Below are 22,823 nucleotides of genomic sequence, written 5' to 3' on the forward strand. Positions count from 1 at the left end.
CGGTTGCTTACCGTGTAGTTACAACTGAATACGCAAATCAGCTCCTGCTAGAAATCAAATCTTCAGGATAGCTTGGCATCCTTGCGCATCGCCGACGACCGGATGGCTCGGATGGATGTTCAGGAGAAAGCAGCTTAAGGGCCTATCGATTGTGTCAGATCGGATGCACCTCGAAGTGCAGGTTGATCCTGCCATAGCTGCAGAAGTTGACCGACTTCTGGCGCGCCGCACGCGCGATATCCGCCTCAAAGGCGAGATCAAACGCCTGTTTCGAGCGCGTGTCTGGTCGCAAACGGCGAAGATCATCCGCGCCTGGATGATCTGGGTGGCCTTTCTGGATGTGCTGACCCTGGCGCTCAACATGTTGATGCTTCCAAGGGCGATCGCGCTGTCGATGCTCCTGCCTGGCGCCATCATTCCGCCCGTCGTTATGGCCATCGTCCTTGTCTGGCGAAAACCGCAGGCGCCCTGGCTCCAAGGGGCTTCGCTGATCGCAGGCATGTTCCTCATCTTGTTGTCGATTGCTTTGGTCGGCGTAAGCGCTGGTGGCGAGTTCTACGAACGGCACTTGAACATCATGCTGTTCGTGGCCATTACAGCCATCATCATCTTCGGCATCCCGCTGGCCTGGACGGTAACTATTGCCGCATTGGCGCTCGGTCTTTATCTCGTTTTTCAACTGCAGAACCCGGGCATCGAATTTGGGAGCGCCGTGGCCGCGACGCTGTTTTTCGCCAGCGGTATCTTCGCAACGGTCGCCGCGCGGCGCATCATGACAATTCTCGCTCAGAAGACTTTCCTATTTGAGCTTCGCGACCGACGCAGGGTCGCCGAACTGGCGGAAGCGAACGATCGGCTGGAACTCCTGGCGCGTACCGATCCGCTCACCGGCATCGCCAACCGGCGCTGGATGACGGAAACGCTCGACCGCCTATGGGGCGGTGGCAGAAAATGCCCCGACGGTGCCGCTATGCTGATGTGCGACATTGACGACTTCAAAACCGGCCGGAACCGAGTGCTGCTCCACAGACAGGAGTCATTCGGGCGCAAACATATTCAGTCGACACGGTGATGCCGTTGTAGGCCGCGACGCGTGCTGCGGCGGTAGTGCTTCTACGTCGGCACTACCGCTGCGCCTGACAATGCCGAGGTCCTCCACAGGGACCGTATCTTCATGGCTGCACTCTTCGTTGTCTCGTCAAGTCGTCGTCGTCACATGCGGCAGCGCAGAGCTTCGGGGTCGTAGGGCGATTCCGCGATCACCCGCGCCTTGCGCATCTCGCCGAGGATCGGCACCTCCAGTTCCGTGCCCAGCTTACCGAGTTCCACCGGCAGCAGGGCAAAGGCGACGTCGTGGCCGAGCGTATAGGCATAGCTGCCGGAGGTGATGCGGCCGACAAGCCTGCCCTCGTGATGGACGCCCTCGTGGATGAGTGAGCTCGCGCCATCCGTGTCGATGGCGATCGTCACCGATCGCTGCCTCACACCTTCCTGCTGCTGGCGCACGAGTGCCGCCTTGCCAATGAAATCGCCCTTGTCCAGCCGGATGAAGCGATCGAGGTTGCTTTCCCAGGCGCTCAACTCCGGGTTCATGTCGCGGTACATGGCGCGATAGGATTTTTCGAGCCGCAGCGATTCAAGCGCATGCAAGCCTATGAGCCGCAGGCCGTGGGGTTCGCCGGCCGCTAGCAGTGCCTCGAGAAGATGACGCTGGTAGCACAGCGGATGGTAGAGTTCCCAGCCGAGCTCACCTTCATAGTTGATGCGCAGCAGACGGACATCCGTGGCCAACCCCACCGTGCCGGACTTCACGCCGAACCACGGAAACGCCTCGTTGGACAGATCGATCTCGGTCAGCCCCTGCAGAACCTCGCGTGCCTTCGGGCCAACGATCGTGAAGCAGCCGCGCTCGTTCGTGACATTGCGGAGCTGCACGCTGCCGTCCTTGGGCAACAGCTTCGACAGATCGTCGAAATTCCAGCGTTCGGCGCGCGGCGTGGAGATGAGGTAGAAGGTGCCGTCCTGCAGGCGTGAAATCGTATATTCCGCTTGCACACCGCCGTTCTTCGTAAGGTGATGGCTGAGATTGACGCGGCCGATCTTCGGCAGTCGGTTTGCGAGGATACCATCCAGCCACGCTTCGGCGCCCGGACCGGAGACCTCGAACTTCGTCATTGGTGTCATTTCGACGAGACCTACGGCGGTGCGCACGGCCCTCACCTCCTCGCCGACATAGTGACCTTTCTGGGTCCACCGCCAGCTATACTGATCCTTCGCCTCCACGCCTTCCGGCGCGAACCAGTTCGGCATTTCCCAGCCGTTGAGCACGCCCCAGACCGCACCGCGCCTGGTCAGAATATCGTAGGAGGGTGCGGTCTTCTGCGGGCGGGCTGCCGGCATGTCCTGGTAGGGATAGTGCAGTTCGGCGTGCGTCCCCCAGCATTCGCGCACCTTCTGCCGCGTCCACTCCTTGTTGGCGTAGTCACCGAAGCGGCGCGGATCGATTTCGGACGTGTCGAGGCTGTTCGCACCCTCGACGATGCGTTCCGAGAGATAGTAGCCGATTGCACCGCCCCAGAGGATGCCTCCCGCAACGCCTTCCGCGAGCCAGACATTCTCCAGCCCCCAGGCCGGACCGACCAGCGGCAGTTCGTCGGCCGTCATCTGGAACGGGCCTCGAACGTTCGCCTTGATGCCGACGCGACCGAGCGCCGGCACGAGGTCCAAGGCACGCTCCCAGTTCCAGGCGACCGCGTCGAAATCCTCTTCGAGCAGGTCCGCGCCGAACGATTCAGGAACGCCGTTTTCGGCGAAGAGCTTCAGGCGTTCCGTCTTCTCGTAGGGTCCGAACATCAGCCCGTCGCCTTCTTCGCGCAGGTAGCCTTCGTAACCTTCGTCGCGCAGGATCGGCATTTCCGGCAGGCCCTGGCGCTTGCGCTCCACCACTTCGGGAACCGCATTGGTGATCCAGTACTGGTGGACGATAGGGATTGCCGGGATTTCCAGGCCGAGCATGGCGCCCGTCTGGCGTGCATAGTTGCCGGTCGCCGAAATGACGTGTTCGCAGGTGATTTCGCCCTGATTGGTGAGGATCTTCCATTCTCCGCCCGGGATGCGCTCGAAGCCGCGCACTTCGGTGTTGAGGTAGATCTTCGCGCCCCGGTCGCGGGCGCCCCTGGCCATGGCCTGCGTCACGTCCGCCGGTGCGATGTGCCCGTCATCGGGATGGTAGAGAGCGGCCCGCATCTCCTTGTTTTCGAGCAGTGGCCAGAGCTCACGCGCCTCCTGCGGTGTCACCAGTTCCGCGCGGATGCCCTGCACCGCTGCGACACTCATGTAGCTCTTGTATTCATCCAGGCGGTCTTGCGTGTTGGCGATGCGCAGCTGGCCGCACTTGTGCCAGCCCACATGCTGACCGGTTTCCGCTTCGAGACCTTCGTAGATTTCTATCGTCTTGGCGATCATGCGGCCGATATTGATGCTGCGCATGTAGGAGGGAATGAGGCCGGCGGCATGCCAGGTCGATCCGGCCGTAAGCTGTGTGCGTTCCAGAAGAGCGACGTCGGTCCAACCGCGTTTCGTAAGACCGTAGAGGATGGCGGCGCCGACACAACCACCGCCGATGACTACAGCGCGAGCATGAGTTTGCATTGAGAGGCTCCCTCGAATTGGTTTTGCAACCTACAAACGCCTTACCGACCTGTAATGTTGATAAAAATTGTCGAGCGGCATAACTTGAAATTATGCACAGGCTCCGCTCCCTGGTCCCGTCCGCGAATTATCTCTTCTGCTTCGAGGCAGCCGCCCGACGCCGCAGTTTCACGGCTGCCGCACAAGAACTGAATGTCAGCCAGCCCGCCGTCAGCAAGACGATCCGGCTGCTTGAGCACGCGACGGGGCTGAAGCTCTTCCGCCGCGACCATACACGGCTGGAGCTGACCGCAGAGGGGCAGCGGCTTTACAAGGAAACGCAGGAAGCGTTCGACCATCTGCACATGGTCATCTCCTCGCTGCAGAAGAAGCATTCGAACGACGTGGTTCGCGTTTCTTTCTCCGCCGCCTTCGTGCAGCTCTGGCTGCTGCCGCGGCTCAAGGACTTCAAGGCGAAGCACCCGGACGTTTCGCTTCGCATCGAGGAAAGCAGCCGCGACCATCAGGACCTGCTCGAAGAGGACATCGACCTGTCTGCGCGCCTCGGCAACGGCAAGTGGCCAGGCATCCATGCCTGGCGCTTCGTGACGGAAGAAGTGCTGCCGGTGTGCAGCCCGGACTATTTGAAGGAACATGGACCGATCCGCGAGCCCGCCGACCTTTTGCAGCATACGCTCCTGATTTTCGAGGAACGGCACCGGTTGCGTCTCGGCTGGCGCGAATGGCTGGAGCGGCACTCGGTTCCGGCGGCGCGGCTGAAGCAGGATTTCGTCTTCACCGATGCGCTCGGCTCGATTGAGGCGGCGGTGCTCGGCCAGGGTATCGCGCTCGGCTGGAAGCATCTTGTCCATGACCATGTCCGGGCCGGACGACTGGTCTTCCCGCTGGCGGAGTCCTATCGCTCGGGACAGGCGATCCACATCATCATGCCGGTGCAACGCGCGCCCAAGCGCGGAACCGAACTCTTTCGCAACTGGCTGATCGAACAGAATGTCGACGCCGATATGCTGCAGGTTGGTAAGGAGTGAAAAGGTCCCCTGAGCATCCTGCAGGCAACTTCGATGCCTCAGCCACCTGGTTGTCGCATTTAGTATAGAAATGCACCAGCGCACGGGCAAAGACCGAGACCTGGTCGAACCTGAGCGAACGCCCCTACGCGAGAGGCGCGCCCTGAACCGACCACCGACGCCTATTGCTTGACCGAGGTGGAGGTGCCCCAGGTGTCGGACAGCACGTAACCTTGGGGATACGGATCTGTCGGATCGAGATAGTAATTGTGCTCGCCCGTGATCCAGGCTCGGCCGGTGATCTCCGGAACGATCGCCTTGCGGTCGCCGATTTCCGTCAGCTCCACGATCTTGCCGGTGAAGCGAGAGCCGATGATCGATTCATGGATCAACACATCGCCCACTCCCATCAGGCCGCGGGCTTGTAACACGGCCATGCGGGCCGATGTGCCGGTTCCGGTTGGGCTGCGATCCGAGCGTCCGGGCGAGACGATGCAGGTGTTGCGGGTGACGTTGCCCGGACCCTGGAACGGCATGGCGAACTGTACGATCGACACGCCGCGCACATGGTCGAATTCCGGATGGACGACATCGAGCTGTTCGCGCGCGGCCCGTCGGACTTTCTCGCCTGCCATCGCCAGTTCGCGAGCCTCGTCGGGGGCGACCGAAAAGCCGAGCGCCTTGGCATCTACGATCGCGTAGAACATGCCACCATAGGCGATATCGACCGTGAGCGTGCCGAGCCCTTCAACCTCGATGTTGGCATCCAGGCGATCGACAAAGGCAGGCGCGTTGCGGAAGGTGATCGACAGGCATTTGCCGTCGCGGCATTCGGCGCGCACCTCGATGACGCCACCCGGCATGTCGAGCTTGAAGCGTGTCTCGGGCTCCTGCATCGGCACCATGCCGGTCTCAAGCAGCACCGTGGAGACGCAGATCGTATTGGACCCGGACATCGGAGGGTATTCCGTCGGCTCCATGATGATGGCGCCCGCGGCGCAATCGTCACGCGTCGATGGGACTAGCAGGTTGACGTGCCGCGCAACACTGCCGCGCGGCTCGCAGATCAGCATCCGCCTTACATGGTCGTGATCACGTTCCATCGTGATCATCTTTTCCATCATGGTGCGGCCCGCCGGCGGCAGGACGCCGCCCACGATGACGTCGCCGACTTCGCCTTCGGCGTGACAGCCGACGACACGAATGCTGGTTTTCGTACGCATTGATGTTTCCTTCCTCCAAATGACTGTTTTACCTGGCAGGCAGCCGCCGAGTTGCACTTGCGGGCCATCAGGCAACAGCCGGCACTTCATGTCAGCAGTGATTTTGCGTTCAGCTCTTTATGCGCCATCAAGGTAGTCCTACCGACGAAACAAGGTGTGCTGCTAGCGGAAAACCGAATGCCGTGGCCTTCTGCGTCTAGCAGAGCGAACCGGTTTCGATGCCGCTGTCGCGAATGCCGTCCTGGGGTAGTCGGTCGGCAAGGATCGCCAGGGACGCAATGGAGAGGGCCGCGACGATACCCAGTCCAGCGTCGGCCTTGCCGAGTGCGATATAGACCTGCTGGCCGAGGTCGCGTGTGCCGACAAGGGCTGCAATCGCCAGCATCGACAGAGCAGCCATGATGGTCTGGTTGACCCCCAGCATGATCACCGGAACGGCAAGCGGAAGTTTCGCCTGAACCAAAATTTGAGCTGGGGTCGCGCCATCTGCTCAACTGCCTCGACCACGTCTGCGCGCACATGGCGGAGCCCATGCTCGACATAGCGAATAGGTGGCACGATGGCGTAGAGCATGATGGCGATGAGGGCTGTGAACTCGCCTACCTTGAAGAACATAAGTGCCGGTATCAGAAAGACGATTAGGTGTGACGCGTGTCTTCGATGAGAAGGGGAGTTGCAGTGCAAAGGCCCACAATGTTGAGGTATCACAGACCAACGGCTGCAAGCCGATGGTACCGTCGGCTGGGATCGATCTCTTCTATAAAGAATTGTTTTTATTGCCTTTTTTCTGCTGCTCACCTCCGATTTGTATCACAATAGGTGTCACATGTAGCACATTCTCCGCGACTTTCACGTGTGCATACATTTTCCACTATTGTTCTCCGAATGGGCGTCGCCAAATACTGCCTAATCGGTCAGCGTTGCGATGTTTTTTGCGGCATCAGCATGACGCGACTGCCTTCAAATCGGGAGAAAAGCCGCCGCAGAGCGGTATCGCTGGACTGGCACGCCCCTTGCTTGGTTGCTTAACGTGCAGAGCGTCTAGGGTTCCGGCCGTGTCGATCACGGCGCTGGTCCAAGAGACGCGACCGCCAGGGATGCATTGAGGCATCCGGCGGAACACGGCGGGCCAAAATCCCGGGAGAACCCTGCACGGGTTTGCTGGCGCGAACCTCTCCCGGATGCGCGCTCTGTGAACCCCCAACAGACGTCCGGGCGCAACCCGGATCGCAAACAGGGGTACGCAATGCTTTGCAAGCTGGCCGCAATCATCCTAGCCGCATCAGTCAGCCTTCCCTTCATCGCAACAGCGCAAGCAGCGCCGAAGAATGACTTCAAGATCTGCTGGTCGATCTATGTCGGCTGGATGCCCTGGGGCTATCTCTCCGACAGCGGCATCATGAAGAAATGGGCCGACAAATACGGCATCAATGTCGAGATCACCCGCATCAACGACTATGTCGAGAGCATCAACCAGTACACCGCCGGCGGCTTCGACGGCTGCTCGATGACCAACATGGACGCGCTGTCGATCCCGGCCGGCGGCGGCGTCGACACGACCGCCTTGATCGTCGGCGACTTCTCCAACGGCAATGACGCCGTCATCCTCAAGGACAAGGCCGCGCTCAAGGACATTGCCGGCCAGAAGGTCAATCTCGTCGAGCTCTCGGTCTCGCACTATCTGCTGGCGCGCGCGCTGGACACGGTCGGGCTGGCCGAGAAGGACATCGCGGTGGTCAACACCTCCGACGCCGACATGGTCGCCGCCTACGGCACCAGCGACGTCACCTCCGTCGTCACCTGGAATCCGCTCGTCTCCGAGATCGTCGCCATGCCGGGCGCTCACAAGGTGTTCGATTCGGCGCAGATACCCGGTGAGATCATCGACCTGATGGTCGTCAACACCGAGACGCTGAAGGACAATCCGGCATTGGGCAAGGCGCTGGTCGGCGCATGGTACGAAGCAATGGCGCTGATGACCTCAGGTTCGCCCGAAGGCAAGGCGGCCAAGGAAGAGATGGCCAAGGCTTCGGGTACGGATCTTGCCGGCTTCGACGCGCAGCTGGCGTCGACGGCGATGTTCTTCGAGCCGGCCAAGGCGGTGGACTTCACGAACGGCGCCGAATTGCCGAAGACCATGGATATGGTCCGCAACTTCCTGTTCAGCCACGGCATCCTCGGCGCCAATGCGCCGAGTGTCGACGTGATCGGCATGAGCTTCCCCGACGGCTCGACGCTGGGCGACGCCAAGAACGTCAAACTGCGTTTCGATCCGGCTTATATGGCCCTGGCGGCGGCTGGAACGCTGTAGGGCGCGGCCATGCTGGCCAGAGGAAGCGGCGCCATGAACGCTGTACCCGAGGGGGGCGCTGACGTCGCGCGCGCCCCTCGGCGCAGGCCGCGGCTTCGCCTGATCAACGCGACGGTGTCGCGAGGCGGAGCCCTGTTCCTTGGGACCCTGCCGTTTGCCGCCGTGGCGGTCGCCTATCTCTTCGCGTCGGCGCAAAGACTGGCCGTCAACCCCAGCGACAAGTTGCTGCCCTCCCCTGCACAGATGTGGTCGGCTTTCCTGGATCTTGCCACGGTTCCGGACAAACGCTCCGGCGACCTCATCCTGTGGGCAGACACTTTTGCCAGCCTGGTCAGGCTGTTCGCAGGCGTCAGTGTGGCGACGCTGGCCGCTCTTTGCCTCGGCGTCGCCATCGGCTTCATCCCGCGTGTCAGGGCTTTTCTGCTTCCCTTTGTCACCGTTGTCTGCGTCATTCCGCCATTGGCCCTGCTGCCGATCCTGTTCATCGCACTTGGCCTCGGCGAAACGGCCAAGATCACATTGATCGCTCTCGGTGTCGCCCCGGTCATGGTGCGCGACATCGCCAACCGGGTGATGGAGCTGCCGTCCGAACTCGTCGCCAAGGCGCAGACGCTGGGCGGCAACAGCTGGACCATGGTGCTGCGGCTGGTGTTGCCGCAGGTCACGCCGCGCCTCATCACCTGCGTGCGGCTGGCGCTTGGACCGGCGTGGCTGTTCCTGATCGCGGCGGAAGCCATCGCCTCGACCGAGGGGCTGGGCTACCGCATCTTCCTCGTCCGCCGCTATCTGTCGATGGACGTCATCCTGCCTTACGTCGCCTGGATCACTTTGCTAGCCGTCATCACCGACTGGTTGCTGGTGCGGCTCTCGCACGTCATCTCCCCCTGGGCTCATCCGGTGCAGGACAAATGAGCCGCATCGTCGTCCATGGACTGGAGAAGAGCTACGGCGATGCCCGCGTGCTGGAACGCGTTAATGTCACCGCCGAGGCCGGCGAGTTCCTGTCATTGGTCGGCGCCAGCGGCTGCGGAAAATCGACCTTCCTGCGCATCCTGCTCGGTCAGGAACAGCAGAGCGGCGGCGTGGTCGTTGTCGGCGATCGGCCGATCGTGCCGCAGCCGACGACGCAACGCGGCATCGTCTTCCAGCGCTATTCGGTGTTTCCGCATCTGACTGCCCTGCAGAACCTGCTTTTGGTCGAAGACTTTCGCTCGGGCGGACCGTTCGGCCGCGTCTTCGGCGTCAGACGCAGAAACGCCAGGCAAGAGGCCGAAACCATGCTGGAGCGCGTCGGCCTCGCCCATGCGCGCGACCTCTATCCGGCCTCGCTCTCGGGCGGCATGCAGCAGCGGCTGGCGATAGCCCAGACCTTGCTCGGCCGGCCTCAGATCCTGCTTCTCGACGAGCCGTTCGGCGCGCTGGATCCCGGCATTCGCGTCGAGATGCACGAACTGCTCACCGAGCTATGGACCGAACACGGCATGACCGTCGTCATGGTCACCCACGATATCGGCGAGGCCTTCAAGCTCGGCACCCGCGTGCTCGTCTTCGACAAGGTGCGCCATGACCGCCAGTTCCCGTCCGCCTATGGCGCGACGATCACCTACGACCTGAAGCTCGACCGCAAGAACCGGGCTTCCCCACAAGACGTGGCCAAAGTGGCCGCGATGGTCGGGACGACCCGACCGGACAGCGCAATCGCGACGACGGCGTCGTGAAGGAGGTTTTCATGCACAGAGGCATTCCAGAACGCCGGCATCGCCGCGCCGGGCTACTCGACCGGCAGCCACGTCAGCGCTTCCATCATCCCAACTTCGAAATCCGTGACATGCAGGGCTGGAAGTCGATCGAGGCGGAAGGAAAGCTGCCCGAGGATGGCTGGCGCAAGGAACAGAAATGGGCACTGGATATGGGCTTGCCGGGATCGGATTCGATCATCGACAAGTCGATCCCGACATTCGCACGCGGCGAGCTGCCGCATTTTGCCGGCATCAACACTTTCCTCAAGGCGCCCTATGTCGAGAACGTCCGCGATGTCGGCAGGTATGACGCCGCCGTCATGGGCATTCCATTCGACAGCGGCACCACCTACCGGCCCGGAACCCGTTTCGGACCGCAAGGCATCCGCCGCATCTCGGCGCTCTACACGCCTTATAATTACGAGCTCGGCGTTGACCTGCGCGAGCAGATGACACTGTGCGACGCCGGCGACGTCTTCACCATCCCGGCCAATCTCGAAAAGAGCTTCGACCAGATCACCAAGGGCGTCAGCCATGTCGCTTCGTCGGGTGCGCTGCCGATCATGCTGGGTGGCGACCATTCGATCGGATTTCCTTGCGTGCGTGGCATTGCCGACGTGACCTCCAAGCGCATCGGCATCATCCATTTCGACCGCCACATCGACATCCAGGAAAAGGATCTCGACGAGCGCATGCACACGACGCCGTGGTACTGGGCGACCAACCTGCCGAACGTCTCGGCCACCAATCTGGTGCAACTCGGCATTGGCGGCTGGCAGGTGCCCCGCTATGGCGTGGCCGAGGCGAGGAAGCGCGGCACCAACGTGCTGACGATTTCCGACATCGAACAGATGGGGCTGGAGAAGGCGGCGGAAATCGCGCTCGAACTGGCATGGAAGGATACCGACGCGGTCTACATCTCCTTCGATGTCGACAGCATCGATTGCGGTTTCGTGCCCGGTACCGGCTGGCCGGAGCCCGGCGGCTTCCTGCCGCGCGAGGCGCTGAAGCTGCTCGGACTTGTCTCGGCGCCCGGTATCTGCGGACTGGAAGTGGTCGAGGTGTCGCCGCCCTACGACACGTCGGACATCACCGCGCTCTTCGGCGTGCGGGTTGTCGTCGAGGCGCTCGGCTCGATGGTCGCCCACGGCAATCTCGGCAAGCACAAATCCATCATCGACAAGCCGACGAGTTTTTGACCATGCACGACGACCATCATCACCACGGCCATGACCACGGCGACCACCATCACGCACCGAATGGTCACCACCATCATCCGCACCCTGTCGGTCACAACGGGCCGGCCGGCAAGCCGTTGCAATGGCAGACACCGCATCTGCCGCACGACCATGCGCCCGAACCCGCCGACCCGCGGACGACGGATCTCGATCTCGTCGAGATCGCCTTTCTCGAAGGCTTTGCGCGGGCGCCCGATCCCTCCAGTTTCCTGCGGCTGGCCGGAATTCCGTTCGTCGGCGAAACCACCGGCGGCTTGCGTATGCATTTGCTGCGCGTCGAGACGCAGGACATGGTCGATGTCGGCGCCGTCATGCCGCTGATCGGCGGCGCCGGCGTGACCTATCACCCGCTGCCCGCGAAATTGACATCGCACCGGCGACGCCTGGCCTTCGTCTACCATGACGGCACCGTGCAAAGGCCCCTCGACTTCGGCGAGGCGCGGCTTTTGGCCGACAGATCCGAAGCCGCGCAGATCGCCATGCCAGGGTCCGGACAATGAGCCCCCGGCTTCGAACCGATCACTCTCCTTTCAAACAGGTCCAGAACGATGAAAACAACACTTTTGATTCTCGGCAGGCTCACCCCGGCAGCCTTGTCCAGGCTTGCCCTGACCGCCGCTGCGGTCCTCATGCCGTCCTTGGCCTTCGCCCACAGCGGCGGCCTTCATGTCCACGGATTTCTGAGCGGCGTTGAACATCCGCTAGCCGGTATCGACCATCTGCTTGCCATGATGGCCGTCGGCGTCATCGCCGCCCGGACAGGTGGCACAGCCATCGTCGTCGTGCCATCGTGTTTTGTCGCGGCGATGATCGCCGGCGCCATGCTCGGCCTCACCGGGATCGGCTTGCCGTCGCTGGAGTCCGGCATCGCTTTGTCGCTGGTGGTCTTCGGCGCCATGATGGCGCTTGCCAGACCTTTGCCGCTTGCTGTCGCAGCTTTGCTGACTGCTCTCTCCGGGCTCTTCCACGGCAATGCCCACGGCCTCGAAATTCCCGAGACGGCCAGCGGCATCGCCTACGCGATCGGCTTCGTCGTCGCCACTTCGGCACTGCACACGACCGGGGGACTCGCCGCCCTGACGCTTCGGCGCTGGCCGGCGGCGATTCGCACGGCCGGGGTCGGCACATCGCTGGTCGGCGCAGCACTCGCGGCGCAATTCATCTGAACGGCGGCAGGAGCGATCGCAGCGAACAATAGGTGATCATATGCGACTGTGGCGACGCATTCGAACCGTGCTATACCAGGTCCTGAAGGTGCGGGCCGAGCGACTCTGATCGATCTGCCCGCGAATGGCTGACGCCTTTCGCGGGCTTGCGGCACGGCGGGCGCACGATGATGGTCGGCGCGATTGCCGCATGGAATCAGTACGGACGCCCGCGCGAATAGAGGTTGCCCCAAGTATTTTCGGCAGATTCTCCCTGGCGGGACATGTCGCACCGATCGGATGCTCGCGGAGTTCACGAAGGCGCTGACGACGCATGGTGTCGAATGCGAAATCGTTCGTGCGCTTACCCACGACATCAAGCCGGGAGCGCTTCTGACATGGATCAGGGAACGACTGCCCAGGGGCCGACAGCGGACTGGCAGCTTCTAGCGTCCGAAGAGCGGGAGCGGACGTTTCACTTGAGGGAACTAAGGCCTCCGGACTGACCCAAAGTTGACTTTGACCCTCTGGCCGCCAGTCCTGTCGTTCGCAAGCGTTGCTCGTCAGCTGGCAGTGACCGGCATTGTCGTCCTTGCGCCCTTCGGCTGCTCGCCGAGGGCAAAGACAGCGCTTGCTTCGCTGACGATGGAGACGTGATCCTTGGCAGCCTTGCCAGCGGCATTGCCATCGCCGCGCATGATCGCGGTGACGATGGCGTCATGCTCTTGCCAGGATTTAGCGAGACGCCCCGGCAGCATGAACTGCGCGCGCCGGAAGGGCGCTAGCCGGCTGCGCGTCATGGTGGTCATCTCATAGACATGGGTGTTGTGAGCGCCGCGATAGAGCCGGGTGTGGAACTCGGTGTTGAAATATTCATAGTCCTCTTCGGCGCCCAGTTGCACCAGCCGTGCCGAAGCCTGATGCTCGATCTCGAGCAAGCGGCGCTCGCCGCTGGTCATGCGCTCGGCCGAGAAGCGGGCGCAGATCGCCTCCAGTTCGGCCATGCTCTCGAACATCGAGGCGAGATGCTCCTGCGTCACCACCGCGACGATGGCGCCACGGTTGGGCCGCCTTTCGACCAGGCCCATGGCGCTGAGCTGGCCGAGCGCCTCCCGGACCGGAGTGCGTGATACGTCGAAGCGGGCTGCGAGCGAGGTCTCGTCGAGCTTTTCGCCGGGGCGCAGGAAGCCGGTGACGATCCGGTCGCCGATCGCCCTCACCATCTGATCCACGGTCGTGCCCGACCTGACCAAGCTGCGCTTCCCCGACACATTTCCTCCGTCTGGTCTTCTCGTGGAGTCGAGCGGCTTATCGGCCTCTTCGACTCAGTGTACCTCTCTATGCCTTTATTTTAATCTGCTTGTCAAACTGGCTGTTTTCAAGGCAAAAAGTGCATGCAGTTGCCTGTGGCGTGAGCAGATGCTTGCGATGCGGTTATTGATTTCATTTAATAAATTGTGAGTTTGGAACTGGCACGGTGATTGCATGCACTTTTTTGATGGCAAGTTAACCGACCCGGAAAAGGGTCCAATAGGGGAGCATTCACTATGACTGCGAGGTTCACGCTTAGCCGCCGCCAGTTGCTCAAGACGTCCGCCGCCGGAGCCGCGCTTGGGCTGGCTTCGGCATCCTTTCCCATCGGTCGCGCCTTCGCCGCCGCTGCGACCGTCGGCTTCATCTATGTCGGCCCGAAGGATGACTATGGCTACAACCAGGCGCATGCCGAGGGTGCCGCCGCGCTGAAGGGCATCGAGGGCATCTCCATCGTCGAGGAAGAGAACGTCCCCGAGACGGTCGACGTCCAGAAGACGATGGAATCGATGATCAACCTCGACGGCGCCTCGCTGATCTTCCCGACCTCTTTCGGCTATTTCGACCCACATATGCTGGCCATGTGCGCGAAATTCCCCGACGTCCAGTTTCGCCATTGCGGCGGCATGTGGAACAAGGACAAGCATCCGATGAATGCCGGCTCCTATTTCGGCTATATCGGCATGGGCCAGTATCTGAACGGCGTCGTCGCCGGCCACACCTCGAAGACCAAGAAGCTCGGCTTCGTCGCGGCAAAACCGATCCCGCAGGTCCTGCTCAACATCAACTCCTTCCTGCTTGGCGCGCGCTCGGTCGACCCGACCATCACCTGCCAGGCGATCTTCACCGGCGAGTGGTCGCTGGCGGTCAAGGAAGCGGAAGCCACCAACGCGCTGGTCGACCAGGGCGCCGATGTCATCACCTGCCATGTCGACAGTCCCAAGGTGGTCGTCGAGACCGCCGCCGGCCGCGGCGCCTTCGTCTGCGGCTACCACGCCAACCAGAGCCCGCTGGCACCCGAGAAATACCTGACCGGCGCCGAATGGAACTGGGCCAAGGTCTACAAGATGTTCGTCGACGACCTCATCGCCGGCAAGCCGCTGCCCAATTTCACCCGCGGCGGACTGGCCGACGGCTTCGTCAAGATGAGCCCGCTCGGCCCCGCCGTCTCCGAGCCGGCGCGCAAGCAGTTCGACGCCACGCTGGCCGAAATGATGAAGGGCGGCTTCTCGGTCATCAAGGGCCCGTTGACGAGCAACAAGGGCGTCGTCGTGGCGACCGAAGGCCAGGCTTTCGCCGAGACCGCCATCGAGCTCGAAAGCATGGACTATCTCGTCGAGGGCGTCGTCGGCTCGACCGCCTGAACCGGACGGAGGCGGCAATATGACAGACACGGTGGCAGGCGCGCCGGCGACGTTCGGTGCCAGGGGGTATCCGGCGGCGCTCGAATGGATCGCCCGGCGGGCGGAAGCCTTCGTCATTCCGATCGCGGCGCTGATCGTCGGCATGGTGCTGTTCAGCCTGTTCATCCTGGCTGTCGGCAAGTCGCCAATCCAGCTGTATGAAACGATGTGGCGCGGCGGCTTCGGCTCGTGGTTCTCGGTCCAGAACTCGCTGTCGCGTGCCGCTCCCTTGCTGCTGGCGGCGCTCTGCGTGGCGCTGCCGGCCCGGCTCGGCCTCGTCGTCATCGGCGGTGAGGGCGCCATCGTGCTCGGCGGCGTCGCCGCCGCGGCAGCCGGCATGGCGCTCAACGGCGCCCCCTCCTTCATCGTCATTCTCGTCATGGGCGTGGCGGGCATGGCCGCCGGCGGCATCTGGATCGGTGCCGTCGGTGCGCTCCGCCATTACCGCGCCGTCAACGAGACCATCTCCAGCCTGCTGATGGCCTACATCGCCATCGCCCTGATGAACCAGCTGGTCGAAGGACCGCTGCGTGACCCGGCCTCGCTCAACAAGCCCTCGACCCAGCCGCTGGCCGAGATCTACCGCATCGGCAACATGCCGGGCATGGAGGTGCATTGGGGCCTTGCCGTCGGCGTCGTCGCCTGCATGCTGTCCTGGGTGCTGATCGAAAAGACCCGCTGGGGCTTTGCCGCACGCATCGCCGGCGGCAATGTCAGGGCGGCCCAGGTGCAGGGGCTCGCCGTCGGCTCGCTGATCGTCGGTTTCACCGGGCTGGCCGGCGCCTTCGCAGGCCTCGCCGGCATGCTGGAGGTCGCGGCCGTGCAGGGCAGCGCCAACGCCTCGCTCGCCGCCGGCTATGGCTACACCGGCATCCTCGTCGCCTTCCTTGCCCGCCACAATCCGCTGGCCATCATCCCGGTCGCTTTCCTGCTGGGCGGCATCGATGCGTCCGGCGGACTGATCCAGCGCCGCATGGACCTTCCCGACGCCACCGTGCTGGTGCTGCAGGGCATGCTGTTCATCGTCATCCTGTTCAGCGAGACCCTCTACGGCCGCTTCAAGGCGTTCAACCCCGATCTCTGGCAAAGGAGCAGCTGATGGACGCCACCGGGATCGGCCTCTGGGGCGTGCCGCTCGCCATCCTCGGCGGCGCCATCCGCGTTTCGACGCCCTTCATCTTCGTGTCGCTCGGCGAAGCCATCACCGAACGCTCCGGCCGCATCAACCTCGGCCTCGAAGGCACGCTGGTGTTCGGCGCCATGAGCGCCTATGCGGTCGCGGTGATGACCGGCTCGCCCTGGCTCGGCCTCATCGCCGCCGCCTTCGCCGGCCTCTGCTTCGGCCTGTTCCACGGCTGGATCTGCAAATTCCCGAAGGTCAACGACATCGCCATCGGCATTGCCCTGATGCTGTTCGGTTCGGGCCTCGCCTTCTTCTTCGGCAAGCCGTTCATCCAGCCTTCTGCGCCTGACCTGCCGGCCATTCCCTTGGGAGCCTGGTCGGACATTCCGCAGGTGCAGGCAGCGCTCGACGTCAATATGCTGTTCCTGATCGGCGCCGCACTGGCGGTGTTCCTGTGGTGGGCCTTCCGCAACACCCGCGCCGGCCTGATCCTGCGCGTCGTCGGCGACAGTTCCGACGCGGCGCGCGCCATGGGCCTCAATCCGAACACGGTGCGGCTCGCCGCCACTGGCGTCGGCGGCGCACTGGCCGGCATCGGCGGCGCCTATTTGTCGCTCTACTATCCCGGCAGCTGGACCGAAGGCATCTCGTCGGGGCAAGGGCTGATGGCGGTGGCGCTGGTCATCTTCGCGCGCTGGAACCCGCTCGGCTGCTTTGCCGCCGCCCTTCTGTTCGGCGGCGCCGGCGCGCTGGGGCCGGCACTGCAGTCGGTCGGCGTCACGCAAGGCTACTACCTCTTTTACGCCGCCCCTTACATCCTCACCCTCGTCATCATGATTGCCACCTCGTCGCCGAGCCGCTCGCTCGCCGGCGCGCCGGGCGAACTGTCGATCACCAAATGAGACCGGAGGTTTTGCCATGAACGCCAGAGCCGGGATCACCCAGCGATATATCGACGCCGATCCCTATCCGTGGCCCTACAATGGCGATCTGAGGCCCGACAACACGGCGCTGATCATCATCGATATGCAGACCGATTTCTGCGGACCGGGCGGCTATGTCGACCACATGGGCTACGATTTGTCGCTGGTCCGCGCCCCGATCGAGCCGATCAAGTCGGTGCTGTCGGCGATGCGCGAGAAGGGCTACACCATCATCCACACCCGCGAGGGCCATCGACCCGACCTCGCCGACCTGCCGGCCAACAAGCGCTGGCGCTCGCGCCGCATCAATGCCGGCATCGGCGATCCCGGGCCCTGCGGGCGCATCCTGGTGCGCGGCGAGCCGGGCTGGGACATCATCCCCGATCTCTATCCGGCCGAGGGCGAGCCGATCATCGACAAGCCGGGCAAGGGCTCTTTCTGCGCCACCGATCTGGAGCTGATCCTCAACCAGCGCGGCATCGACAACATCGTTCTGACCGGCATCACCACCGATGTCTGCGTCCACACCACCATGCGCGAGGCCAATGACCGCGGCTTCGAATGCGTGATGCTGGAGGATTGCTGCGGCGCCACCGATTACGGCAATCATCTGGCCGCGATCAAGATGATCAAGATGCAGGGCGGCGTCTTCGGCGCGGTGTCGAACGCGGCCGCGCTCGTCGCCCAGCTGCCGTGAGGAGACAGGGGATGAGCCCAACCACCCGCATGAAGGCGGTCGGCGTCGAGACCATCGGCATGACCATGCGCTTCGGCGCCTTCACCGCACTCGACGATGTCTCGGTCAAGGTGCCGGCCGGCTCCTTCCACGCGCTGCTCGGCGAGAACGGTGCCGGCAAGTCGACGCTGGTCAAATGCATGATGGGTTTTTACCACCCGACCTCCGGGGACATCATCATCGACGACCGCGAGGTAACGATCGCCAGCCCCAGGGATGCCTCCGCGCTCGGCCTCGGCATGGTCTACCAGCATTTTACGCTGGTGCCGTCGCTGACCGGTGCCGAGAACCTGGTCATTTCGCGCGAAAAAGTGCCTGGGGTCATCGACTGGCGCAAGGAGCGCGCCGCGCTCGCCCAGTTCATGGAGCGGATGCCGTTCAAGCTGCCGCTGGACGTCAAGGTGGCCGAGCTTGCCGCCGGCGAGAAGCAGAAGCTGGAGATCGTCAAGCAGCTCTATCTCGGTCGCTCCTTCCTGGTGCTGGACGAGCCGACATCGGTGCTCACGCCTGGCGAGGCGCAGGAGGTACTGGGCCTGGTGCGCGCCATGACCAGGGCTGGCGACCTCACGGTGCTGATGATCTCGCACAAGTTCCATGAGGTGACGGCGTTCGCCGACGACGTCAGCGTGCTGCGCAAGGGCAGGCTGACCGGCACCGGCCGCGTCACCGACCTCGACCACAGGCAGATGGCGGCGATGATGATCGGCGACCAGCCGATCGCCGCCCTCGACAGCCGCGCCGAGCCGAAGCCGGACGCCGAGATCGTGCTCAAGGTCAAAGCATTGAAAGCGCCGGACCGCACCGGGTTGAAGTCGATCCGCGTCGAGGATCTCGGCGTTCGCTCCGGCGAGATCGTCGGCATCGCCGGCATTTCCGGCAACGGCCAAAAGGAATTCCTCGAAGTGCTGGCCGGGCAGCGCCCGCGCGATGCCGGCGAAGTCATGGTGCGCGGCACCGCCTATGCGGCAACGCGCGCCGAGGCGCGCGCGCTCAATGTCCGCCTCATCCCTGAGGAACCGCTGAAGAACGCCTGCGCGCCAAAGATGACGGTGGCCGAGAACATCTCCTTCCGCACCTTCGACATTGACGGCAATGGCAAGCCGGTGAGCTGGATCAGCACCGGTACCATCAGGACGTTCAGCGCCCGCCTGGTCGAGCAGTTCAAGGTCAAGACCGCCTCGCTTTCCTCGCCGATCGCCTCGCTGTCGGGCGGCAATGTGCAGCGCGCCGTGCTCGCTCGCGAACTCACCGGCGAGGTCGATCTGCTAATCGTCTCCAACCCGTGCTTCGGCCTCGACTTTTCGGCCGTCGCCGAAATCCGCGCCCGCATCATGAAGGCGCGCAATGCCGGTGCCGCCGTCCTTCTGATGTCGGAGGACCTCGACGAGCTGCTCGAACTCTCCGACCGCATCTTCGTCATGTCCGACGGCGCGCTGGTCTACGAGACCCCGATCGCGCAGGCGAGCGTGCAGACGATCGGCGAGCATATGGCGGGACATCATTGATGGCTGAAATCGCAGCGCAGCCGTTCCCATTCGCCTTCAAGCCGAACACCATGGCGCTGGTCGTCATCGACATGCAGCGCGACTTCGCCGAGCCGGGCGGCTTCGGCGCCAGCCTTGGCAACGACGTCAGCCGGGTGACCGCGATCGTGCCGACGGTGAAGCGGCTGATCGAAGGCTTTCGCGCAGCCGGCCTGCCGGTGATCCACACCATGGAATGCCACAAGCCCGATCTTTCCGACCTGCCGCCGGCCAAGCGCAATCGCGGCAATCCGTCGATCCGCATCGGCGATGCCGGGCCGATGGGTCGCGTGCTGATCGCCGGCGAGCTGGGCACAGCGATCCTCGACGAGCTTGCGCCACTGCCCGGCGAGATCGTCATCGAAAAGCCCGGCAAGGGCGCGTTCTATGCGACCAGCTTCGGTGACGACCTCAGAAAGCTTGGCGCCGAACAGCTGGTCTTTGCTGGCGTCACCACCGAGGTCTGCGTGCAGACGACGATGCGCGAGGCCAACGACCGCGGCTATGAGTGCCTGCTCGCCGAGGACGCGACGGAAAGCTATTTTCCCGAGTTCAAGGCGGCGGCGATCGCCATGATCAGGGCGCAGGGCGCCATCGTCGGCTGGACGGCGACGACCGACCAGGTGCTCGAGGGAATTGCCAATGCCTAATCTTGCCTTTGCCGGCCTGCTCGACGGCGGCTGGCGCGATCTGGCGTTCGAACATTTCCGCGACGGCATCAGCGTGCATTGGCTGCTCAAGGGCGGGCCGGTCGAGCCGTCGGTCGCGATCCTGAAATACCGGCCCGGCGCAGGCGTGCCGCGCCACCGCCATGTCGGGCTGGAGACCATCGTCGTGCTGGAAGGCAACCAGAGCGACGAGAACGGCGACTATGCCGCCGGCAGCGTGATTCTCAATCCGGTCGGCACCGAGCATTCGGTGTGGACGAAGGACGGCTGCGTCGTGCTGATCCAGTGGGACCTGCCGGTGATCATTCTGGGGGAGGACAAATGAGCGAAATCCACTTCGACATAGCGAGCCTGCACGCAGCCTATCGGGGAGGCCTCGCCGTTGGTGACGTGATCACTACGATCTACACCCGCATGGAAGCGGCCGACGATCCGGGCATCTTCATCCATCTCGCCGCCAGGGCGGATCTCCTTGCCCAGGCCGTGGCACTCGGCTCGTTCCACCCGGTGGCAAAGCCCCTCTGGGGCATTCCCTTCGCCGTCAAGGACAACATCGACGTCGCCGGCATGCCGACGACGGCGGCGTGCGCCGAATACACCTACTGGCCCGACCAGGACGCTACCGTGGTGGCGCGGCTCAAGGCGGCCGGCGCGCTGGTCGTCGGCAAGACCAATCTCGACCAGTTCGCCACCGGCCTGGTTGGCGTGCGCACGCCCTGGCCGATCCCGCGCAACGCCATTGACGAGACGCTGGTGCCGGGCGGCTCTTCCTCCGGTTCGGCGGTGGCGACGGCGCGCGGCATCGTCTCCTTCGCGCTCGGCACCGACACCGCCGGCTCCGGGCGCATCCCGGCCGGCCTCAACAACATCGTCGGGCTGAAGCCGACGGTCGGCGCGCTGTCGGCTGCCGGCGTCGTACCGGCCTGCCGCACGCTCGACTGCGTCTCGGTGTTCGCGCTGACCGTCGACGACGCCTATAGGGTTTTCTCGGTCGCCGCTACGCGCGACACTGCCGATGCCTATTCGCGCGACATCGCCGTCCAGCCGCTTGCCGCGCGCCCGCCGGTGCTGAGCATCGGCATTCCGGCAAAGGCCGACCTGAAATTCTTCGGTGATGCGGCGATGCACGCCGGCTTCGAGGCCGCGCTTGCCATGCTGTCGCGGCTCGGCTGCCGGCTGGTAGAAATCCCCTTCGGCGATTTCTACGCGACCGCCAACCTGCTCTACGAGGGCGCCTGGGTGGCCGAGCGCTATGCGGCGATCCGCGATTTCATGGAAGCCAACGAAGCGGCCATGCACCCGGTAACGCGCAAGATCATCGGCGGCGCCAGGAACCTGTCGGCGGTGGACGCCTTTCGCGGCCTCTATGCCTTACAGGCCTACAAGGCGAAGCTCGCCCCTGTCATCGCCTCGGTTGACCTGCTCTGTGTGCCGACCGCGCCGAAGCACTACACCACCCGCTCTGTGCTCGCCGATCCGGTCGAAACCAACAGCCGGCTCGGCACCTACACCAACTTCGTCAACCTACTCGACATGTGCGGCATCGCAGTGCCTACCGGCAAACGCGGCGACGGCCTGCCGATGAGCGTCACCCTGCTGGCGCCCGCCGGCCGAGATGCGCTGACGGCGATGCTCGCCCGCGACCTGCATGCGGCGAGCGGCCTTCCGCTCGGCGCCACGGGCTGGCCGCAGCCCGGCCTCCAGCAGGCCGCCGAGACTGCTGGCGATGGCGTGATCGATTTGGTGGTGGTCGGTGCGCATCTGTCGGGCATGCCGCTCAACGGCCAGCTACGGAATCTAGGCGCCCAATTCTCGAGAGCAACGAGAACCACGCCTGCCTACCGGCTCTACGCTCTTGCCGGCCAGTCCACGCCCAAGCCAGGCCTCGTCCGGGTTGCCAGCGATGGCATGCAGATAGACGTCGAGGTCTGGCGGCTTGATCCGGACGCCTTCGGACGGTTCGTCGCCGCCATCCCCCCACCGCTCGGTGTAGGAACGATCGAACTCGAGGATGGCAGCGCGGCCAAGGGGTTCCTGGTGGAAACCGCTGGCCTCTCAGACGCGTCCGATATCTCCGCCTATGGTGGCTGGCGCAGTTTTATTAGACGCGACCAAGCAGTGGCCGATCAAACTGACCTTCGGTAAAATAGGACCGCTGTCCTCCCAACGCAAATCGAATGAACCCAAAATTCGGGTCGACCTTGTTGGCTTGCGAAAGCGAGTCGTGGATGCCAGGTTTGCCAACGGCAGCTTTCTAGCATCTAGCGACCTCCAGCGTGGTCTCCGACGATATCTGCTTTCAGGAAACGGCCAAGCTGATCTCAACGACCAACATGCGGCGCAAAGCGGTCGTTCACGTCGCGCCGTTCGTAAGTCAGCTTCGAGTCAAACCTTCGCATGCCTCGACTATTCCAGACGGCGTAGCGAAGCAACTATTCTACTATCGCGTCACGGGCTGGCATCACCGTGTCGACTGAATATGTTTGCGTTGGGATGACTCCGGTCAGTGGAGCAGCACTCGGTTGCGGCCGGTTTGCTTGGCAAGATAAAGTGCCGCATCCGCCCGACGCTGCAACTGCTCCGGTGAGATGGCCTCGTCAGCCGTCTGAACTGCAACTCCAATGCTGAGGGTGACGCGGCGCGACACGCTGCATGCAGGGTTGGGAAAAGCGGCGGCTTCGACGCTCTTACGAATTCGCTCAGCCACAGAGATGACCTCTTCCTCGTCCACCCCGGGAGGGCGGAAGCTCCCAATCCCAGCCCTACTGCTGGGGGCTGCGTGGCGGCACCTGATCGAGGAGTGTGATCTCATCGGTCGCTGC

20 protein-coding genes, 2 pseudogenes and 1 riboswitch are annotated in these 22,823 nt (G+C 63.5%); of the genes and pseudogenes, 16 read left to right on the forward strand and 6 right to left on the reverse strand.

Annotation, left to right across the window (positions count from 1 at the left end; genetic code table 11):
* Positions 1-163 precede the first annotated feature (163 nt).
* Positions 164-1,018: pseudogene (locus DH08_RS13910) on the forward strand (GGDEF domain-containing protein); the annotation flags it as partial.
* Positions 1,019-1,212: 194 nt separating this feature from the next.
* On the opposite strand, the gene DH08_RS13915 reads toward DH08_RS13910, so the two are convergent.
* Entirely contained in the window at positions 1,213-3,651 is a 2,439-nt protein-coding gene (locus DH08_RS13915; RefSeq protein ID WP_192179839.1) for a GcvT family protein, read from the reverse strand.
* A 92-nt stretch (positions 3,652-3,743) separates the two neighbouring features.
* Here DH08_RS13915 and DH08_RS13920 point away from each other — a divergent pair, with 92 nt between their 5' ends.
* Positions 3,744-4,679 (forward strand): LysR substrate-binding domain-containing protein, encoded by a 936-nt coding sequence (locus DH08_RS13920; protein WP_192179840.1) that lies wholly within the window; start codon positions 3,744-3,746, stop codon positions 4,677-4,679.
* Positions 4,680-4,840: 161 nt separating this feature from the next.
* Here DH08_RS13920 and DH08_RS13925 read toward each other — a convergent pair whose 3' ends face one another.
* From DH08_RS13925 to DH08_RS13935, 3 genes are all read right to left on the reverse strand, one after another.
* Positions 4,841-5,881: a proline racemase family protein gene (locus tag DH08_RS13925; protein ID WP_192179841.1), complete on the reverse strand. Its 1,041-nt coding sequence runs from the start codon at positions 5,879-5,881 to the stop codon at positions 4,841-4,843.
* 196 nt (positions 5,882-6,077) lie between these two features.
* The gene (locus DH08_RS13930; RefSeq protein ID WP_345892391.1) at positions 6,078-6,311 is read right to left on the reverse strand and encodes a hypothetical protein; all 234 of its coding nucleotides are present in this window, start codon (positions 6,309-6,311) and stop codon (positions 6,078-6,080) included.
* Entirely contained in the window at positions 6,308-6,496 is a 189-nt protein-coding gene (locus tag DH08_RS13935; protein WP_192179843.1) for a hypothetical protein, read from the reverse strand. The genes DH08_RS13930 and DH08_RS13935 overlap by 4 nt, the downstream gene beginning before the upstream one ends.
* A gap of 415 nt (positions 6,497-6,911) precedes the next feature.
* Positions 6,912-7,027: riboswitch (guanidine-I (ykkC/yxkD leader) on the forward strand.
* Positions 7,028-7,127: 100 nt separating this feature from the next.
* Here DH08_RS13935 and DH08_RS13940 point away from each other — a divergent pair.
* The 6 genes from DH08_RS13940 to DH08_RS13965 are packed head-to-tail and all read left to right on the forward strand — an operon-like array spanning position 7,128 to position 12,335.
* Positions 7,128-8,192 (forward strand): putative urea ABC transporter substrate-binding protein, encoded by a 1,065-nt coding sequence (locus tag DH08_RS13940; RefSeq protein WP_192179844.1) that lies wholly within the window; start codon positions 7,128-7,130, stop codon positions 8,190-8,192.
* Between the two features lie 33 nt (positions 8,193-8,225).
* Positions 8,226-9,104, forward strand: coding sequence for an ABC transporter permease (locus DH08_RS13945; RefSeq protein ID WP_192179845.1), 879 nt, complete (start codon positions 8,226-8,228; stop codon positions 9,102-9,104).
* Positions 9,101-9,910, forward strand: coding sequence for an ATP-binding cassette domain-containing protein (locus DH08_RS13950; RefSeq protein WP_192179846.1), 810 nt, complete (start codon positions 9,101-9,103; stop codon positions 9,908-9,910). The genes DH08_RS13945 and DH08_RS13950 overlap by 4 nt, the downstream gene beginning before the upstream one ends.
* 11 nt (positions 9,911-9,921) lie before the next feature.
* Positions 9,922-11,130 (forward strand): agmatinase family protein, encoded by a 1,209-nt coding sequence (locus DH08_RS13955; RefSeq protein WP_192179847.1) that lies wholly within the window; start codon positions 9,922-9,924, stop codon positions 11,128-11,130.
* A 2-nt stretch (positions 11,131-11,132) separates the two neighbouring features.
* The gene (locus DH08_RS13960; protein WP_192179848.1) at positions 11,133-11,669 is read left to right on the forward strand and encodes a hypothetical protein; all 537 of its coding nucleotides are present in this window, start codon (positions 11,133-11,135) and stop codon (positions 11,667-11,669) included.
* 48 nt (positions 11,670-11,717) lie between these two features.
* Positions 11,718-12,335, forward strand: a complete 618-nt coding sequence (locus DH08_RS13965; RefSeq protein WP_192179849.1) for a HupE/UreJ family protein — start codon at positions 11,718-11,720, stop codon at positions 12,333-12,335.
* A gap of 542 nt (positions 12,336-12,877) precedes the next feature.
* Here the strand turns inward: DH08_RS13965 and DH08_RS13970 are convergent.
* On the reverse strand, positions 12,878-13,567 hold the full coding sequence (locus DH08_RS13970; protein WP_192179850.1) for a GntR family transcriptional regulator: 690 nt from the start codon (positions 13,565-13,567) through the stop codon (positions 12,878-12,880).
* 294 nt (positions 13,568-13,861) lie between these two features.
* Here DH08_RS13970 and DH08_RS13975 point away from each other — a divergent pair, with 294 nt between their 5' ends.
* From DH08_RS13975 to atzF, 8 genes are read left to right on the forward strand one after another with little or no spacing between them, the layout of a single operon-like run.
* The gene (locus DH08_RS13975; RefSeq protein ID WP_192179851.1) at positions 13,862-14,989 is read left to right on the forward strand and encodes a BMP family ABC transporter substrate-binding protein; all 1,128 of its coding nucleotides are present in this window, start codon (positions 13,862-13,864) and stop codon (positions 14,987-14,989) included.
* A 19-nt stretch (positions 14,990-15,008) separates the two neighbouring features.
* Positions 15,009-16,127 (forward strand): ABC transporter permease, encoded by a 1,119-nt coding sequence (locus DH08_RS13980; RefSeq protein ID WP_192179852.1) that lies wholly within the window; start codon positions 15,009-15,011, stop codon positions 16,125-16,127.
* Entirely contained in the window at positions 16,127-17,053 is a 927-nt protein-coding gene (locus DH08_RS13985) for an ABC transporter permease (RefSeq protein ID WP_192179853.1), read from the forward strand. The genes DH08_RS13980 and DH08_RS13985 overlap by 1 nt, the downstream gene beginning before the upstream one ends.
* Before the next feature lie 16 nt (positions 17,054-17,069).
* Positions 17,070-17,771: a biuret amidohydrolase gene (gene biuH / locus DH08_RS13990; RefSeq protein WP_192179854.1), complete on the forward strand. Its 702-nt coding sequence runs from the start codon at positions 17,070-17,072 to the stop codon at positions 17,769-17,771.
* Positions 17,772-17,782: 11 nt separating this feature from the next.
* Complete coding sequence (locus DH08_RS13995; protein ID WP_192179855.1) at positions 17,783-19,315, forward strand: ABC transporter ATP-binding protein; 1,533 nt, start codon at positions 17,783-17,785, stop codon at positions 19,313-19,315.
* On the forward strand, positions 19,315-19,983 hold the full coding sequence (locus DH08_RS14000; RefSeq protein WP_192179856.1) for a cysteine hydrolase family protein: 669 nt from the start codon (positions 19,315-19,317) through the stop codon (positions 19,981-19,983). The genes DH08_RS13995 and DH08_RS14000 overlap by 1 nt, the downstream gene beginning before the upstream one ends.
* The gene (locus DH08_RS14005) at positions 19,976-20,326 is read left to right on the forward strand and encodes a cupin domain-containing protein (RefSeq protein ID WP_192179857.1); all 351 of its coding nucleotides are present in this window, start codon (positions 19,976-19,978) and stop codon (positions 20,324-20,326) included. Before DH08_RS14000 ends, DH08_RS14005 begins: the two co-directional genes overlap by 8 nt.
* Positions 20,323-22,146, forward strand: a complete 1,824-nt coding sequence (atzF, locus tag DH08_RS14010) for an allophanate hydrolase (protein WP_192179858.1) — start codon at positions 20,323-20,325, stop codon at positions 22,144-22,146. The genes DH08_RS14005 and atzF overlap by 4 nt, the downstream gene beginning before the upstream one ends.
* A 358-nt stretch (positions 22,147-22,504) precedes the next feature.
* Here the strand turns inward: atzF and DH08_RS14015 are convergent.
* A pseudogene (locus DH08_RS14015) lies at positions 22,505-22,738 on the reverse strand (diguanylate cyclase); the annotation flags it as partial.
* Positions 22,739-22,823: the final 85 nt, after the last annotated feature.

The organism is Mesorhizobium amorphae, assembly GCF_014843845.1.
GTDB classification, from domain to species: domain Bacteria; phylum Pseudomonadota; class Alphaproteobacteria; order Rhizobiales; family Rhizobiaceae; genus Mesorhizobium; species Mesorhizobium amorphae_A.